The following is a 17,161-nucleotide window of genomic DNA, read 5'->3' as shown; positions in this document are numbered from 1 at the left end:
AAGTCTCCTTTCTTGAAACACATCATCCTCTCTTGGCAAAAACTCATTCTTTTCCCATCGTCTCAATCCCCAAATGGTTTTGCCATTTTCAGTTCTATCTCCTCTAATTGTTGATATACTCGTCTCCATCTTACAATGAGGACAAACAAGATATCCACCTTTAACTGTTCCACTCTTTGCTGCTCTTTCAACTTCTTCTTGACTTGCACCCATCTTAATTTCAATATCAAATCCCTTAATTGCTGGATTTTCACGCAAAACTGCAACTGTTTTTGAATTCTTACCAATCACAAGAGAAGGAATCAAAGGCACTTTATAACCACACTCAGGACATATTGTCTCAACACAGTAGATATATGCATTTGCCCTGTGCCCTTTTGAGTTGTGCTCAACTCCCCACTGCGTAATTATCTTGTCTGCTTCTTCAAATACTCTCTTTTGGAAATCTTTAAGTTTTTCAATCTCTTCTTCTGGAAGACTTAAAAGATTCAATGCTGCCCACGTAAGAAGCATTGCAATTGGATTTAAATCAGATGCAAAGACGTTAAATCCAAGTCTTGCAGCTTCAAATGGAATGCTGCCTCCACCGCAAAACGGGTCTCCAACTGTTGGAAGTTCCCCAAACCTCTTTCTGCCAAGTTCATCTATCAGTTCCTGATAAGAATAGGCATTTGTTCCCAGATATTCATTTATTTCTTTCCACGTGCTTTCTGGCAAATTTTCAAGCTCATCTACTCTTATGCAATATTTCAACTTCTGTTCATACGGCATTCTGCTAAATATTCTGTTTTGAATTTCTTCTCTGTCTGCTTTCGACAAACCTCTTTTGTAAGATATTTTACCATCTACTGAAACCTCAAAATATTTTTCTTTCTCCTCATCTGTTGCGAATTCATATGCTTCTTTTGCAGTGATGCTGCCTTTTCTTCTTGTTTTAAGCCCTTCTTCGTCCATACCCATGAGCTTTAGAAAAATCTCCATATCTTTTTTTGGATTTTCTGAAGCAGGAATAAGATATCCTAAAAGCAAAGCTCGAACAAGCACAAGAGGTTTCCTTCCCCACCACTTGCCAAGACCTGTCAAAAGCTGACCAGACCCAGCTTTTCTCTCTTTAAACGCCTCTTTTGAAAGCTTTAATACAGGAAACTGCACCTCAATCAAAGATTTATCTATCAAAGCAAATTGCCTCCCTTATTAAGCTTTGTATTTAATCTTCATAAACTGTCTTTTGATTTTTCATGCTCTCAAAATCAAGCTGCTTTATCTGTTTCTGGCTAACCGGGTTTTCAAGCAAAGCATATTTTAATGCCTTTCTCCAGCCTTTTCTATCATTTACCCTTCCTGTTGCAGCATTGGTAACACCGTAAAGCCACCATCTCTCTTCAGGTCTTAAACCCTGCCAGTTGACAATGGCAACCGGTACCTGTGAATCATCTGTGCAATCCTCAACTGCCCAGAGCAAAACTACAAGCTCTTTGCCAAAAAGTCTGTGAACAGGATTTTGCCCTTCTTTCCATTTGGCTTTTTTATATCCCTCTTTTTCAAGCCTGTAATTAAACTCCTGAGCAAGATAAGGAGCAACCCTCTGCCACAGCCATTTTGGAATAGATACCTTTAGCTGGCTGTCAAGAGAGTTGCTCTCGTCTATCTGCTGAACTTCCTTCCCTTCCTGCCATATAAACCTTTCATAAACCAAGACCTTTTCATTTTTTCCATGTGGTATTACAACTAAAAAATGGTGCTGTGTCTCTTCTGGATTAAATCCAAAACCTATTGATTCTAACTTACCCTTTTTTTTAGATTTATTCATCTTGTATTATTGCCTCCCTGAACTCTTGCAGTGACCTTCCTTTTTGCTTTAGCCATTCTTCAAATTTCTTTGCATCATCAAACAAAACTTCTGATATGACACCTCTTATGTTTTGAATGTTTTCCGGATAAAAGTTTGTTTTGACTTTTTCTATATTAGAAAAAACCTCTTCAACTTCCTCGCCTTGCTGCTTTCTGGAATGAATAACAACATAGTTATCATCGTCTTTATATATCTCTAAATTATAGCTGACAAATCTGCCACCATATTCTTTTAAAAGGGAAGCTTCTCTATTAAGATCTTCAATGCTGTATATAATAATTTTCTTATTGCTTGAAAGCTTTAACCTTACAGGTTTTTCATAATCCAAAGACTGTTCAGCAACTCCAGGTCGTGTATTGCTACCTATTTTTATAGTCTTTTGTTCAGAATACACACCATCTTTTTCAGCAATTATAATAATCAGTTTACAGTTATCCGGTATTGTAATATCACCGTTTTGAGCTTCAATCCCATTGTATCGTGGGCTTGAGCCGTCAGTTGTGTATAAAACCTTAGCTCTTGGCACAGTTCTCACTTTTATGTGCATTTTCCCTTCATTATCTGTAAAGCGAATGTTGTCGTCTAAGTATATTGGAGATTCAAATTTTACAATATCTCCTTTTGGATAAAAACCTGAAGAATCAACGCATAAGAAATTTATTTTCACCGATTTTGTTCTAAACTCATTTTTATTTTGAACAGTTTGTGAATTTTCTGTTGGTATTTGGTCCCCTTCTTCATAATAAACTGTATCTCCATACATTGGCGTAAGTTTTAACACTAACTCACCCGTATCAAAATCAGGATATAACACCCTTACCATTACAGTTGATTTTTCCTTTGCAGCTTCTCCTCTTAAAACATAGCCAGAGTCTTCTTTCCACAGCCCTTTTGAAATCATGTCCCTTTTTAAATCCTCAAGAGCTTGAGGCGGATGCCAGAACCATCTTGCATCCCTAGCAGCTCTCTCAACAACCTCGCTCCAGCTCATTCTTTCTTGAGTAAACAAAATACTCTCTACTTTTTCGCGAAACTCGTTAATATCAGCAGGCTCAATATATTTCTTTCCCCTCAATACTTCCTGAATAATTCTTTCACCATCTCTATTGTTTCCAAGAAGTCCTGATGTTTTTTTCTCTTGATTATTTTCATTCTGAACCTCAATTTTCACATCTACAGAAATAAGCTCAGCCTCATGCTTGAGTGGAAGTCTTTGCGGGTAGTAAAGCTTGTTGAATGTCTCTCTAATTGTCTCCAAGATGCTGTTTGCCGACTTTGTCAGTTCATTTTCAGCTCTTTTGTATTCAGAGTCTGTTGCAGGAATCCCATCTCTTTTTAATTCTTCCAGAACATCTTCCCAGCAAATATATTCTCTTATCTTTTCCAAAAGGGAATCATACATATTTGTAGAACCAGTCAGGAACAAAAGTCTGTTCTTATATGTCTGATTAGCCCAGAAATCTTTAAGAGCAGGATTTAAGTCACCTCTGTTATTGTAAGGTTTTGAAATAACAAGGGTTACATTGTTCATATCAACAGGAATCTTAGAAATATCATTCGGCAGTGCAATAACCTTTTGATATACTTTCTGATAACAGTTAAAATTACGCGGTTCAAAAAAGCTTCTTAAATACCTTTCTAATCGTTCTTCAGCTTCATCGAGGGTATGCATACTCTTGAATTTTCTCATTCTTGCAACAACATTTTCAACAGGCGCAAGATAAATTCTGTCACTGCTGTCTATTCTTGCATGAAGAGAATTTTGTTTGAAATCTTCTAAAACGTTTGAAAAAATACTCAAAGCCCTGCCGGGTGAAAGCAGGTAAGCATAAATTTCACCTGATGTTAGCCCAAGCGGTGATTTTGTTATCTCAGAAAGTGAAGATAGCAGAATAAGCTTTGCCACTTTGCTTGCAAGGTCTGTGTTATACTTCTGGTCAATAGACTTGGCAGTGGTAATATATGCTGTAGAATAAACATCGTGCATTATTGCATTCTCTAAGCTCTGCTTTATATTGATTATTTCTTCACGCGTGCTGTAGTCGCTCAAATCAAAGTCGCATGGTTCAATAAGATACCTCTCCTTTGCAAGCCGTCCTTCATCTTTATACAAATATTTCATGTAATGTCTCATAAGACGAATGAGTCCTCTTGTTTGCTGGAAATTGACATTTTCTCTGAACCGGCTTACAAGATCCATTATTGCAGGATGAAAAGGATATGTCCTTTTTATTTCTGTGTAAATCCTTTCTGGCTCAACAGTTGTCTGTCCTTTTTTATTTCCTTCTGAAATCTCTTCTTTGTATGCCCTTGCAATCTGGTCAACATCCGCATCATTTTCCGGGTCTTGAGGATATTCAACAAAGAATCTTTTTCGCAAAATACAGTATATATCGTTTGTTACCATGTCAACAGGCTGTATTGAAAAAGCAACCCTGGTTGCTTCTTTGTCAAGCTCAAAAGCCAGAGCACTTCTCAAAAGCTGTCCACCCTGTTCATATGCAGCCTGAAGGTCGGATACAACAATCATAACGTTGGAAAGTTCCTTTTTCTGAATGCTGTTGAACAGATTTGAAAGTCCTATAGACACCACTTTTCCAAAATTGCTCTCGCCAACCGGTATTGAACGTGCATAATCAAGATAAAGCGGAAGCTCGTCCAAAAGTATCAATAATGGGTCGCCTGAAAGAAGATCTGTCCACTCTCTGTCACCCGGTGCATGCATATGATTGCTCAAAATATTGTTTAGTATTTCCTGCTTGCCCAGCTGTTTTGCAATTTCAACCCAGGGAATTGAGTTTGTCCACCTGCCTGTAAAGATGGCAGTTCTTACTCTTCCTTCATAAAAATATGGGTAATTTTCGCCTAAAACCTTTTTTCTTAACTCTGGATACTTTGCTAAAAGCCCAAGCGCAATCATGTTATGGGTTTTTCCGCCGCCCATAGCCTGTCTTAAAACAATCAAACCCTGGCTTTCATCCAAACCTTTGAACCTTCTAAAAGCAACATCAAAAAGCCTTCTCATACCATTTGTTATGTACGTTTGATCAAAAAATTTTTCAGGATTGATTTTGTCAGAAAGAAGGTCTGAAATCTCCTGAACATCCTCTGACGATCTTGTAGCAAATACATCTTCTCTTGGTTTACAAAGTTCGAAAAGGGTTTTCATGTGTGTTTACCTCCGGTGAGTTTTTGTTAATATAATATCAATAAATATTCAATAAATATATTAGCGTTATTTCTATTAAAATTCAATTTTTCTCTAATTATTCACCTCAAATAATCCCTCTTCAAATATTTCATCAAGGATTTCTTCTTCAAGTTCATATAACAAATCGTCTTCACTTTCTAAACTGCTTCTTTCTGATATTTTAACTTCTCCTTGCTTATTTTCAAAGTTCAATATAAACTTCAATATTTCTTCATATTCTTTGTAATTAAATAAATTTGACAACTCCTCTTTGCCTTCCTCAACCATTTCAGCAAATTTTATAATCTTTAGCTCTTTTCTAAACTTTAGATCTAACTCAGACGCTTTTTTCTCCCCATAGTCAGTTATATAATCTTCCAGTTCTCCTCTTTTCATAACAAAGATATTATAATTTTTCAGTCTATCAATAAAGTCATATATTGTTTTCTCTTCTACTTCATACTTATCTAAAATTTCACCATTAATTTTTTTCTGATGTCTACTTTTTATGTATTCCCAAATTAGTTGTAATTCTTGGTCATACTCCCCCATTTGACATACTCGTTCTATTATTTCATAAAATTTCTTTGCATCCAAGCTATTTTTATCAGAACACGCTTTTTTAATTTTACTGTAATCAATTTCATTTTTTTCCCTTTCCCTAATCGAATTTAATATTCCTTTAATTTTACTTATTTCTTCTTCTAAATCTTTACTTATAAATTCCTTAAAATCTTCTATACCATTTTCTAAAATATCAAAATCGGCTATCACAAAGCATTCTATATTTAAATCGGATAATAGTTGCATATAAGATTTAAAATAGCTTTTCCCACCTACTTTAGCAATGCTAATATTTCTTTTTTCTAAAGACCTTTTTTCACCTAACATTTTATCAGCAATTAACGGCAGTAAATAAAACTCTCCACCTTCCACTAAAATAACCTTGTCAGCAAACAGTATTTCTGCATTATTACTCCACAATATATTACTTATTTTCTGAATTTCTCTAATATCCCTTTCTGCATTTAAACGACTTATCTTTGTTTCTATGTTATTTTCTTTTCTAACTACAATTATGTTTTCTAATGGAGTATTTCTGACAAATTCCGGTGAATGTGTGGTTATTATAACTTGGTTTTTTATCTCATCTCTTTTGTTATTATTTACAAAATCATCTAATCTCTGTGATAATGCTCTTTTTGCTTGTGGATGTAAATATATCTCTGGTTCTTCTACAACTAAAAGCGAAGAACCTCTGTGAAATCTGTTGCAATAGTATGAAAATAAAGAAATAGCAATAGCACTCTGAATACCTGAACCTTTGTCGTATAACGGCGAATCAATTCCATCGTTTACAAAAATATTTATACCTTTATATAAATCATCATTTGTATTTTGCAACATTTGAAATGAAATTTCTGTGTTATAAATAGCTTTTTCTAAGTTATTCTTTAAATCCACAACAGCTTCTTTGAAAATTTCTTCTGTTTTCTCTTTTAATTCAGATAATTTGGTCTGGATATCAGATTTAATTTCTTTATTACCTGACTCCCATATATTTCTTATTAACTTTCCGTACCAAGTCCATGAATTTATCCTAAATTGATTCTGAGGATCCCTAAACGCAGGCAAAACTGCACAAGTAATAAGGGCACTCTTTAATTCATTTGATATTGCTATTCTATAATAATTACCATCATCTTTATTTTTTACAATTAGTGAATATACTTTTTTAAATTCATTTTCGTTTTCATGATCTTCTCTGTCAACATATAAGAATATATAAAATTCTTCACATTGCTTAAAAAATTTCAATATTTCCTCGTCATTCGTTATAGAACGTTTATAATCTTTACCAATATCGCTAATATTGCTGGACAACAAATAGTTAAATAAATTAACCTCATCATTCAATTCTACTTTATTATTATATAAATACAATATAGGATTTTGTTTGTTTCCAAGATTTACAATATAAAGTCCTTTTAATTTTTTAATTTCATCAACATTATAATCTTCTCCCTCAAGTTTAACAGCTATAAAAAAATATCTACTTGATTCCTTTACATCTTCTATCTGGCTACAATAAAAATCTCTTTCTTCAAATTGTACTGTAGTTGGATATCTTTCACCTAATAATAGTTCTAAAGCCTTAATAATGTTACTCTTTCCAGCATTATTTTTTCCCACTAAAACATTTTTTCCAGGATTAAATTTAATTTTTTCTTTTTTAATGCTTTTATAATTTACTATGTAGAGTTCTGAAACATACATAATCTATCACCAATCCCTCATTTAACATTATAATTGCAAATTATTGTTTTGCATTAACATTGCTAAAATTCAGGCTTATATTGATTTAAAATATCTTCTACTTCATCCATCTTTCCTAAAAAGTATAACTCTATAATATCCCACCTTGTCTTATTATCTATTTGTTTAGAAAAGAATTCCGTCAATATTTGTTCAGATTTCTTTCTTCTTCTTTCTATATCGCTCAAAATGCCATTAGTATACCTTGGATTATTGGCTAAATATCTCAACTTTTGAGGATCATTTATTCTTATGAAAAGTTCAATATTCCTGCCACCAAAAACTTCATAGCTCGCAAACTTGAATATTTCTAATAGGGATGCAATTTTAATAAATTCTGACATATCTTTATTATCTTTTGACCATTCACCTTTTGAGATTGGTAAATATTTCTCATAAACTTTTGAACTTATAGATCTATCAAGTTTCATTCCGAGAAGTAATCTTATACATTGACTCTTTATGTTACGATATTTATAACTACATACCCTATATCTTTTCTCTCCGCTTTTTGCATCTACCTCATGCTGAATAAACTTAAAATCAGTTGCATTATAACTAAAGGCATCTAATTTATCTTCTTCATCGACTAAAAATAGTTGTAGAATCAGATTAGCAATATATGTGTTAACATTAAAATCACTCAAATACTTTTTAAATAGTTCTAAAAAATCATTTGATGTAAATAATTTATTTCCTCGACCTGTTCTCAGTTCATCAAATATATAAACTAATTTTTCCATTACATTTTCCATTTGTTTTATGACATCATCAAAATCATATTTATAGATGATCCTAAATCTAACTCTCGGGGCTATTTTATCACTAAACTTAAATAACGACCCTTCAAAAAATTCCCTTTTGAACTCAGCAAATGTCTTATTAGAATATTTTTCTTCCCACAACTTAGCTAAATTTATTTCAAACACTTTCCCTGAATCTATAATTTTAGTGTCTCCATTTAATTTATCATTAGAAGGAATCACCCTTGTATTATCAATTTTTATCTCAGTTAAATATTCCCCAAACATGGCTTCAAAATCGCTTACAATTGAATATGGGACATGAATATAATTATGTGAGAATAATCCACGTGGTCTTACAAACAATACTGGATATTGATATTTTTGATATAAATCCTTTGATATAAGCATTAGTCCACTTTTAACTTTATTTTCTAAGTCACTTTCATTTGAAAAAATATATGAAAATGCCTCAGGTGAAACAAGTATATTTCTAACCTTCTTTTCATCATAAATTTCACAGAGTTTTCTCATCATCTCTTTCAATTGATATTGTCTTATAGCAGATAAACCATATAATGTCCTTATATAGCGAAGATCCTTGGGAGTGAAATCAATTATTGCTTTTCCTTTAACTAATTTTGGATTTCTTGCTGCTCTACCAATTTCTTGCACATAATCAGCTAAATTGCCTGTTGGAGCATAGTGATATATATTCACTATGTCCTTTACATCGACACCCATACCAAAAGCTTTTGTGCAAATCATAATCTTTTTTACGCCTTCTTTGAATTCCACTTGATTATCATTCTTTGTAAGCTTGTCTAAGTCTCCATAATATTTTCCAACAAAATGTTTATATTTAGCATCAAGTTCATTATAAATGCTCTCAACATGTGTAGTATAAGGACAATATATCACTGATTTCTCTTTACGTTCTAAAAATTCCTCTATTCTCTCTTTAGCCCTTTCTATTTTAAACCTATCATGTGATCCAACTAAATCCTTATGATATTTTATCTCAAACTCAATATTCTCCCTCTTAGCAGGTCCTAAATAATATTTACACTTTCTCAAATTGAGATTTTCAACGGTCTCTAAGACCGTGTCATCTGGTCCTTGATATACAGCAGTAGCTGTTAAGCACACTACAGGAAATTTCATATTAAGTAATTCTCTAAGTTTTTTAATATAGTCTCCTAAATACCAATAATCCACTCTAAAATCTCTGCCCCATGTAGTAACTAAATGAGCCTCATCAATCACAAACAAACCAAGTTTTCTATTTCCTATTAACGTTTCAATTGGTGAAGAAAGTAAAAATTCTGGGGAAAGATATATTATTGAGATTTCACCATCTTTTAACTTTTGAATAATAATTTCTTTTTCACTATAAGTTACTTGAGAATTTATTGTTTCTGCAAAATTAACACCATTATCTTTCAAACTTTCAACTTGGTCTCTCATTAATGAAATAAGTGGAGACACAATAATCGTGACTGCATTCTTTTTTTCTGCTAAATAAATAGCTGGGATTTGGAACAACAATGATTTACCTGAACCAGTTGGAGCTGTAATAAAAATATCATTATACGAATCATCATTATTATAAGCTTTTTCGCATTGGCTTATTATTTCCGAAATTATATGCCCTTGACTTATTGTTTCAAGTTCAAGGCTTTTATCAGGATCTTTATAAAATTTTAATTCTCGAAATTCACTTTCTTCTCCCCAATATTTTTTTAGAATATAAAGATATTTATTTGCAGTCTCTTCTTTGTTATAAAATTTATTCCCTTTAATTATAGTTACGGATTGATTTATCTTTCTACAAAGACTTACAAAAGATGAAATCTGTTTTTTATTATGTTCTTCTTCTAACTGTATTTTAATCTTGTCAAATATTTCACCATTTTGAATTTTATTAACTACTAATTGATATTGAATATCATTAACACTTATAGTATTCTTGTCTGCAATTCCTATAGAATAATCAAAATCTATCTCATCAAAAAAATTTATTTCTTCAAATCCTTCATCTATATGTTTATTAATATATGAAACAAATGTTACATCTTTATTCTCTTTTATATCCGCATAGAATTGGTAATAAATATCTAAAGGACTTTGATGCAAAATAGGTTGACTTTCTTCTTTCTCTTGTATTTGCTTCAAATAACTATATTCTTCATCACTCAATTCAATATCTACTGGATAATAGATATTAAAAAGATTATTATTAACAATAAGCGGTTTTCTGCCAAATAGAGAAAGGCTCAAAAATGTAGAAATATAAATGAGTTCCTCGTAAAAACCCCATAAAATTTGTATACTTTCACTTTTACCTAAAATTTCCTTTGTGTACTTTCTCTTGTCATAGCCAAAAAATTTTTTTACATCTATGTAACCTTTCGAGTTCAAAAAGTATTCTCCTGATAAATTTGAAAAATTCTTTTGAAACAAATGTTTATAAACCCATGTTGGAAAACCTTTGAAGAAAATAATAGAATCTTTAAATCTCTGGCTGTTTTTCTGAAAAAACTCATCTAACAAAGACGGATACATATAGAATCTCTCCTTACAGCTTTATTGTTTTCTTCTTTTTATTTGCTCTAACACTCCTCACATGTTCTCTCATGTTTCTCCTGTCACTTATATTAGCTAATTTGAACTTTTCGTAAATTGCATCACGCTGCTCATCAGTTAGACATTCCTGGTTATATTTCTTTATTGTTTTTAGCAACTTAACAGTATATATCACATCTGTTTTAACTTTTACTTATAGCTCTGCTTTTGTCGTGAAAACAATTATAGAGATAAACTTTAAATTTTCAAACTCTTTTAAAATCTCTTTCAATGCCTGAATATGACCATAGTTCTGCCTGATTGGATTATAAAATTTTTCTTTTCTTTATATAAATGACTTGCGTCCAATACTCGTCAAACTCATTTCCATAAATCCAACCTTGATAATTCTTTGTCTCAAATTACTATCTTATTTACATTATACCATAACTTAGTAAAATAGATATACTAAAATTAACCGTATCGATGAGCTTGAAATGTTTGTGTTTATATCTCAATGAAGAAAGAATTATTATAATCTTTCAAACTAAATTTTTTGTAAAAATTACATAGAAAAACTTTGGTCTTTCTGGCATTCAAATTTTAAATGTGCCGCATGGAAACAAAATAGATACAAAAGATAAATGTTCTTGGATATTCAGCTCCTCTCTCTAATCCCCAAACCTATACACCTGATCTTTTGTAAACTGCCACTCTGGGGTTACTAAAATATCTCCAAAGTTTATTGAATACCAGGGGTTGTTATCTTCGTTTGCTGGGTTTTTTAAAATGTGAATGTCTTGGGCTGGCATATAGCTTTGTGCAAGCAAGAATATCTTCTCACCTGTCTTCGGATTTTGGGCCATATCAACCACAATAGCGCAATGACCAGGGTCGCTACCTTTTAAAAATACATCTCCAATTTGCAAATCACTCAATGGCACTCTTTTCATTTCTTGAGAAAGTGACAACGTCCCAGCATATGCAAATACCATATCAAGATATTTTCTGAAACACTCATAACTATCATCATATCCAGCAACTTTAATCCAATAAGTTTTGTTCCCTTCAACTTTGATTCTGTAGCCTTGCATCCATTTTTTAAAATCAGCTCTAAAGCCATTTGTGAAGTTAAAGTGAATTTTGTCATATTGTCTGTTCTTATAAAGATACTCTGAATAGAGCCTTATGACAGCATCAGCACACTGTTGCAAATCTCTTGTGCCAACATCCATGTCAATTACTGCAACATATACGTCGTTTGGTTTTTCTTCACCATTATAGTACTTTACCTTTGTGCCATGGGGCTTGAGTGGAAGATTCCTCAAAAATTCAGCAAAAGATCCCCTCGGAACTTCAACTCTTTCATATCCTTCTGGCACCTTTATTCTTTCACTTATTGTTGTGCCATGGCTATTTATCAGACTTTCCTTGTAACTTTGTTCTGATTTATTGGTTGGAAAGGTAATACTACCCTTTTCTTCTAATCTTGGCTTTTTGGCAATTTCAGCTTTTTTCAAGTGAGATTGTTCAGTTGTACAACCAACCATTAAAGAAAAAATAAAAATAGCTGCTGTTGCTAAATATATCAGCTTTCTTAACATCGGCATTTTACTAAGCTCCTTATTTAAACAACTTTTTCAAAAGTGAAAATATGTTAAAAGTTGTTCTGTTATAGATTTTGTTGTACATGTATTTTTTAGGATTTGTTATCCATCCATATCCTCTTGGTGCTTTCAAGCCCAAATTATGTCTTACAAACCTTTTGACGCTTGTCCTTGCAGCTATGCTCTTTCTTATGCTTGGTTTTCTCATACCAAATTTCATTTTATCTCTCCCCAATTGGAAATATAAAAACCAACCTCGAATATTTATAATAATAACATTTTATAACAAAAAAATCCTTCGAATCAACAACTATAGTTTTGAATTTCAGAAATTAAGAAAAAGAGCAAATAATAATTTTCAGAAGAAAAAGCCCAAATTAAAGAGCAAATATCCGAAAAAATCATAAAAATTTTAAAAAATTTGACTTTTTCTGACCTTGACAAAGTATTAATTTGTAATAATATTTAATATTGGAAGGTTGTATGGTCCTCCTTTAAAGAAAGAAAGGAGGTGCAATAAAGTGGCAGCAAAAGAGACCACAGCTCAGAAAACTCAAGATACAGCAGTTCCAAAAACTCAAGAGACAACTACTCTACAGGATGCTGTGAAGCTCAAAGATTTATCTAAATCTGCACCTGAACTATTTGGTGTAAAGACTGGAGTTGAAGGGATAGACAAGCTATTTTATAAACTTGAGTTTTCAAAAGACCAGGGAAAGCCTGTGATAAAACCACTTGGTGGGATTCCTGCGTACTCGGTCATAAACATAAGTGGTGTTGCAGATACAGGTAAAAGCCTTTTTGCTGAACAGTTTGCTGTTGTACAGGCAAATGAGGGAAATAATGTTCTGTATGTTACTGTTGAGACACCTGCTGAGTTTTTGTACTCATCATTGTTATTTCGCGCAAATGCAATGAACATTGACAAATCTAAAGTGGAAGAAAACATCTATATACTTGACGTGACAAGAGATTTTAACATTCGTGGAAACATAAACAACTTTATAAAGACTATTGATAATGCAGCATCAAAGTTTAACATAAAAAATGTTATTATTGACTCTATTACTGGATTTTTTGAGTCAAAGGAAATTTACGCTCGTGAGATTGTAAGGACAATTTATAATTTCTTAAAATCTAAAAAGCTCACCACTCTTATGATTTCACAAAAGAGAAGCGGACAAGAACACCTGTCAGCTGAAGCTGCAGGCGGATATGCTGTGAGCCACATTGTAGATGGTACAATTGTATTTTCAAAACAGGTTATCATGAATAAGTTTGACAGTTCTACCTTTAAAAAGCCAATTGGTGAGGTTATACGTCTCTTGAGGATTGATGGCTGCAGAATGTGCGGTCACGATTCAAAGACATATGTGTTTGAAATAGACCATACAGGGCTTATCAAAGTACTATATCCTTTGTCAAACCTGACAAATCAACAACTAAACGAAAAAGAGTAATAACTGGCGAAAATAGGAGGGAGGCAGGCAAGCCATGAAAAGGATTGAACTTTTAAAACAAGACATGGACAAGGTGATAAAAGAAATTTTTATGATTGCTATAGACATTTTAGGTGGTCCTAAAAAACTTGTTGAGTACAAGAGGCTCACATGGCTTGCATCATTGATGGAATCAATTTTTGTGATTTATCTTCATAACGAAGAGAACAAATCAGCAGATGAAATTGCTGAGTTTTTAGGAATCAGCAGTCAAACAGCAAAGGCAATCTTGCAAAGCAAACCTGAATACGCAAAAATCAAATTAGAAAGTGGCGAAAGCAGTGAAAAGACACATATTGCAGGCGGTATAGCAAAGATTGCATACAAGAAATGGAAAGAAGAAAATGAAAAAGGCTCTATGTCACATCAAGAGACATAGAGCCAAAATTCTACATTCCAACATCAAACAAATCAGTGGACAAATATCTTTCTCCTGTATCTGGAAGAAGAACAACAATCATCTTCTTTTTGTTTTCTTGCTTTTTTGCAACTTCAAAAGCGCCATAAAGTGCTGCACCAGATGATATTCCCACCAAAATGCCTTCTTCCCTTGCTAAATACCTTGACATCTCATATGCATCTTCAGTTTTTACCTTTATTATTTGGTCATATATTTTTGTATTCAATACCTTTGGCACAAATCCTGCACCAATTCCCTGGATTTTGTGAGGATGAGGTTTTTCACCTGACAAAACTGCAGAATCATAAGGTTCAACTGCTACAACCCTAACAGATGGCTTTTTTTCTTTCAAAACCTCACCTACTCCTGTGATTGTTCCACCTGTACCAACCCCAGCAACAAATATATCAACATTACCATTTGTATCATTCCAAATCTCAAGTGCGGTTGTTTTTCTGTGAATTTCAGGGTTTGAAAGATTTTCAAACTGCTGTGGCATAAATGCATTAGGAGTTGAATTACAAATCTCAAAAGCCTTTTCAATTGCGCCCTTCATACCTTTTTCACCAGGAGTTAAAACTATTTGCGCCCCATATGCCCGGAGCAGTTTCCTTCTTTCGATACTCATTGTCTCTGGCATTGTCAAAATAAGCTTATAACCCTTTACAGCGCAAACCATAGCAAGCGCAATACCTGTATTACCGCTTGTTGGTTCAACAATTATAGTATCTTTGTTTATAAGACCTCTTTTTTCAGCGTCTTCAATCATTGCAAGTCCTATTCTATCTTTCACACTCCCACCTGGATTAAAATATTCTATTTTTGCTACTATCTCTGCATCAAGCTCTTTTGAAAGTTTATTTAGTCTCACAAGTGGCGTTTTACCAATCAGATCCACGATGCTGTTGTAAATCACAAATATACCCCCTAATTCCAATCGAAATAGTATGTTTTAATTTAATTATATTACTTTCCTTTCAAAATGTCAAAAAAATTAAATAGAAAAATTTTTCTATTCATTCTTATGTTTTGCAAGCTCTTCTCTTATTATTTCTCTTATTCTTTCCTCTGAAATAATTTCTGACTTTGTTGCAAGGTTCATTTTGTTTAAAATGTTCTCAACCTGTTTTGCGATATAGTCGTTGAGTTCTTTCCTTTGCTCTTCGCCCTTCTCCATAATCCTATTTATCATCTCTTGAACTTCATTTTTGCTAATCTCACCTTTTTCAGCAAGCTCATTTACAAATTTTTCTACTTTCTCTTTTGAAATGGCAAAAACTCCCAGCCCGATGTTGATAATTTTTTCTAATAAATCCTTCACTTCTCACACCTCCACAAATATTATTTTTCTTTTCTGATAATCATGACAAGCATAATAATAATAAGAACAATCAATATTAATATACCCAATCTTAAAGCCCATAAATACCATGCTGATAAAATTGTTTTGTACAAGGCTGGAGAAAGCAAACCTCCAACCGTCATACCTGCAATTATAATACTAACTGAAAGAAGAATAACCGAAAGTGAAACTTTGTTTGCAAGTCTTTCCATTTGGTGCAGAATCTTGTCTATGTTTTTAATCTCGATATTAAGGGTAAGTTCGTCCTCTTCGAGTTTTTCTAATATTGTTTCTGTCTTTTTGGGCAAAAACTCAAGTAAACTAAAGTAAGATGACAAGATGTTAAATAAATTAGCAATGCTAAGTCTAGAAAGCCTATTTTTGACCACAAGCCTATTTACATATGGTAAAATTGCCTCTAAAATATTTAAATCAACTTTTAAAATAGTAATGTCATTTTCAAGAAGGCTAAGCGTCCTGCCAAACAAAACAAACTGCTGCGGAATTTTTAGTTTGTACTTAAACGTTAGCTTAAAAACATTATTAAACACATCTGCTACCTTAATAGAACTGATGGGCTGGTTTATATAGTGATTAACAATACTTTCAATATCATTGTAAAATCTATTGGCATCAATGCCTTTTTGAATTATTCCAAGTTCTTTGAAAGCTTTAATAGCTTTTTTCTTGTCATTCAAGACTATTCCTAAAAGCAAATTAGAAAGATTTTCTCTATCTTGTCTGCTAAGGTAGCCTACCATTCCAAAGTCTACAAAGGCAATTTCGTGATTTTCTGTAATTAAAATATTACCCGGATGGGGGTCTGCATGAAATACTCCTATTTCAAATATCTGCGAAAGATACAGATTTACAAGTTTTTTACCAAGCTTTATTCTCTCTATCAACGGAATTTTTTCAACCTCTATATTGCCTAAGGTGTTTGCCTCAATAAAACTTGTAACAAGAACCTCTTCAGAGCAAAGCTCATCATACACATCAGGAATAATAACTTCATTGGTTGAAAGAGCTTTCCTGAGATTTTTTATGTTGTTTTGTTCAAACCTGAAATCTATCTCTTTTAAAAGCACGTTTGCAACTTCGTTTATTATATCTGAAAAACTGACAATATTTTTTACTGGCGAGTACTTGTCTAAAATTGAACTTATTTTTTTTAAAATCTCTATATCAGTTTTAACCTCATTATCAACATTAGGTCTTCTTATTTTCACAGCAACCTTTTTACCATCTATATAACCTATGTGGACCTGCCCAATTGAAGCTGTTGCAATTGGATCTTTTTCTATATACTCAAACTTGTCATAGATGCCATTTCGGACCAAAATACGTTTTGCCTCGTCAAAAGAAAATGATTTTACGTTTTCCTGAAGATTTTTAAGCTCTGCTATAATGTCTTCTGGCACAAGGTCAGGTCTGTTTGCAAGAAGCTGACCCATCTTGATAAATGTCGTCCCAAGCTCTTCTAAAGCATTTTTAAGTCTCTGTCCTCTATTTACTTTGTTTTCAGAAAACCTTTTAAATTTTACAAGTGGAGTGCTACTAAAGATATAGCCAAAACCGTGTTTTACAAAGACATTGATAATATGCCTCAGTCTATTAATTGTTCTTTTCCTGTTGTGTTGCAAACAA

General features: G+C 32.8%; 13 protein-coding genes and 1 pseudogene. 2 read left to right on the top strand and 12 right to left on the bottom strand.

Translation table 11 applies throughout. The annotated features are described in order from the left end of the window. Window positions 1–6: 6 nt before the first annotated feature. From CaldiYA01_RS04635 to CaldiYA01_RS04600, 9 genes and pseudogenes are all read right to left on the bottom strand, one after another. A pseudogene (locus CaldiYA01_RS04635) lies at window positions 7–1,173 on the bottom strand (DUF1156 domain-containing protein); the annotation flags it as partial. Between the two features lie 34 nt (window positions 1,174–1,207). Continuing rightward, window positions 1,208–1,810, bottom strand: a complete 603-nt coding sequence (locus tag CaldiYA01_RS04630) for a DUF3780 domain-containing protein (RefSeq protein WP_207181946.1) — start codon at window positions 1,808–1,810, stop codon at window positions 1,208–1,210. Further along, window positions 1,803–5,021 carry a DUF499 domain-containing protein gene (locus CaldiYA01_RS04625; protein WP_207181944.1) on the bottom strand — a complete coding sequence of 1,073 codons (3,219 nt, stop codon included), beginning with the start codon at window positions 5,019–5,021 and terminating at the stop codon, window positions 1,803–1,805. The genes CaldiYA01_RS04630 and CaldiYA01_RS04625 overlap by 8 nt, the downstream gene beginning before the upstream one ends. A 93-nt stretch (window positions 5,022–5,114) precedes the next feature. Further along, the gene (locus CaldiYA01_RS04620) at window positions 5,115–7,319 is read right to left on the bottom strand and encodes an AAA family ATPase (protein WP_207181936.1); all 2,205 of its coding nucleotides are present in this window, start codon (window positions 7,317–7,319) and stop codon (window positions 5,115–5,117) included. Window positions 7,320–7,381: 62 nt separating this feature from the next. Next, a complete protein-coding gene (locus tag CaldiYA01_RS04615) occupies window positions 7,382–10,666 on the bottom strand; it encodes a DEAD/DEAH box helicase (RefSeq protein WP_207181934.1) in 3,285 nt (1,094 codons plus the stop codon). Between the two features lie 214 nt (window positions 10,667–10,880). Then, window positions 10,881–10,958: a hypothetical protein gene (locus CaldiYA01_RS12280; RefSeq protein ID WP_238480616.1), complete on the bottom strand. Its 78-nt coding sequence runs from the start codon at window positions 10,956–10,958 to the stop codon at window positions 10,881–10,883. Window positions 10,959–10,992: 34 nt separating this feature from the next. Beyond that, window positions 10,993–11,061, bottom strand: a complete 69-nt coding sequence (locus CaldiYA01_RS12460) for a hypothetical protein (protein ID WP_307729598.1) — start codon at window positions 11,059–11,061, stop codon at window positions 10,993–10,995. Between the two features lie 276 nt (window positions 11,062–11,337). After that, the gene (locus CaldiYA01_RS04605; RefSeq protein WP_207181932.1) at window positions 11,338–12,276 is read right to left on the bottom strand and encodes a DUF4846 domain-containing protein; all 939 of its coding nucleotides are present in this window, start codon (window positions 12,274–12,276) and stop codon (window positions 11,338–11,340) included. Between the two features lie 13 nt (window positions 12,277–12,289). Then, window positions 12,290–12,493: a hypothetical protein gene (locus CaldiYA01_RS04600; RefSeq protein ID WP_045165448.1), complete on the bottom strand. Its 204-nt coding sequence runs from the start codon at window positions 12,491–12,493 to the stop codon at window positions 12,290–12,292. Between the two features lie 301 nt (window positions 12,494–12,794). On the opposite strand from CaldiYA01_RS04600, the gene CaldiYA01_RS04595 reads away from it, so the two are divergent. Continuing rightward, window positions 12,795–13,733 (top strand): KaiC domain-containing protein, encoded by a 939-nt coding sequence (locus CaldiYA01_RS04595; RefSeq protein ID WP_207181930.1) that lies wholly within the window; start codon window positions 12,795–12,797, stop codon window positions 13,731–13,733. A 34-nt stretch (window positions 13,734–13,767) separates the two neighbouring features. Next, a complete protein-coding gene (locus CaldiYA01_RS04590; RefSeq protein WP_207181929.1) occupies window positions 13,768–14,151 on the top strand; it encodes a regulator in 384 nt (127 codons plus the stop codon). Between the two features lie 10 nt (window positions 14,152–14,161). Here the strand turns inward: CaldiYA01_RS04590 and cysK are convergent, their stop codons facing one another. The 3 genes from cysK to CaldiYA01_RS04575 form a co-directional block, all read right to left on the bottom strand. Then, window positions 14,162–15,088, bottom strand: a complete 927-nt coding sequence (gene cysK / locus CaldiYA01_RS04585; RefSeq protein WP_207181927.1) for a cysteine synthase A — start codon at window positions 15,086–15,088, stop codon at window positions 14,162–14,164. 96 nt (window positions 15,089–15,184) lie between these two features. Further along, on the bottom strand, window positions 15,185–15,493 hold the full coding sequence (locus CaldiYA01_RS04580) for a phasin family protein (protein ID WP_207181925.1): 309 nt from the start codon (window positions 15,491–15,493) through the stop codon (window positions 15,185–15,187). 20 nt (window positions 15,494–15,513) lie between these two features. After that, complete coding sequence (locus CaldiYA01_RS04575; RefSeq protein ID WP_207181923.1) at window positions 15,514–17,157, bottom strand: ABC1 kinase family protein; 1,644 nt, start codon at window positions 17,155–17,157, stop codon at window positions 15,514–15,516. Window positions 17,158–17,161 lie beyond the last annotated feature (4 nt).

Source organism: Caldicellulosiruptor diazotrophicus, assembly GCF_017347585.1.
In the GTDB taxonomy this organism is placed as follows: Bacteria; Bacillota; Thermoanaerobacteria; order Caldicellulosiruptorales; family Caldicellulosiruptoraceae; genus Caldicellulosiruptor; species Caldicellulosiruptor diazotrophicus.
Note: the sequence above shows the minus strand (reverse complement) of the source record. Positions and strands in the feature narration are given on the sequence as shown.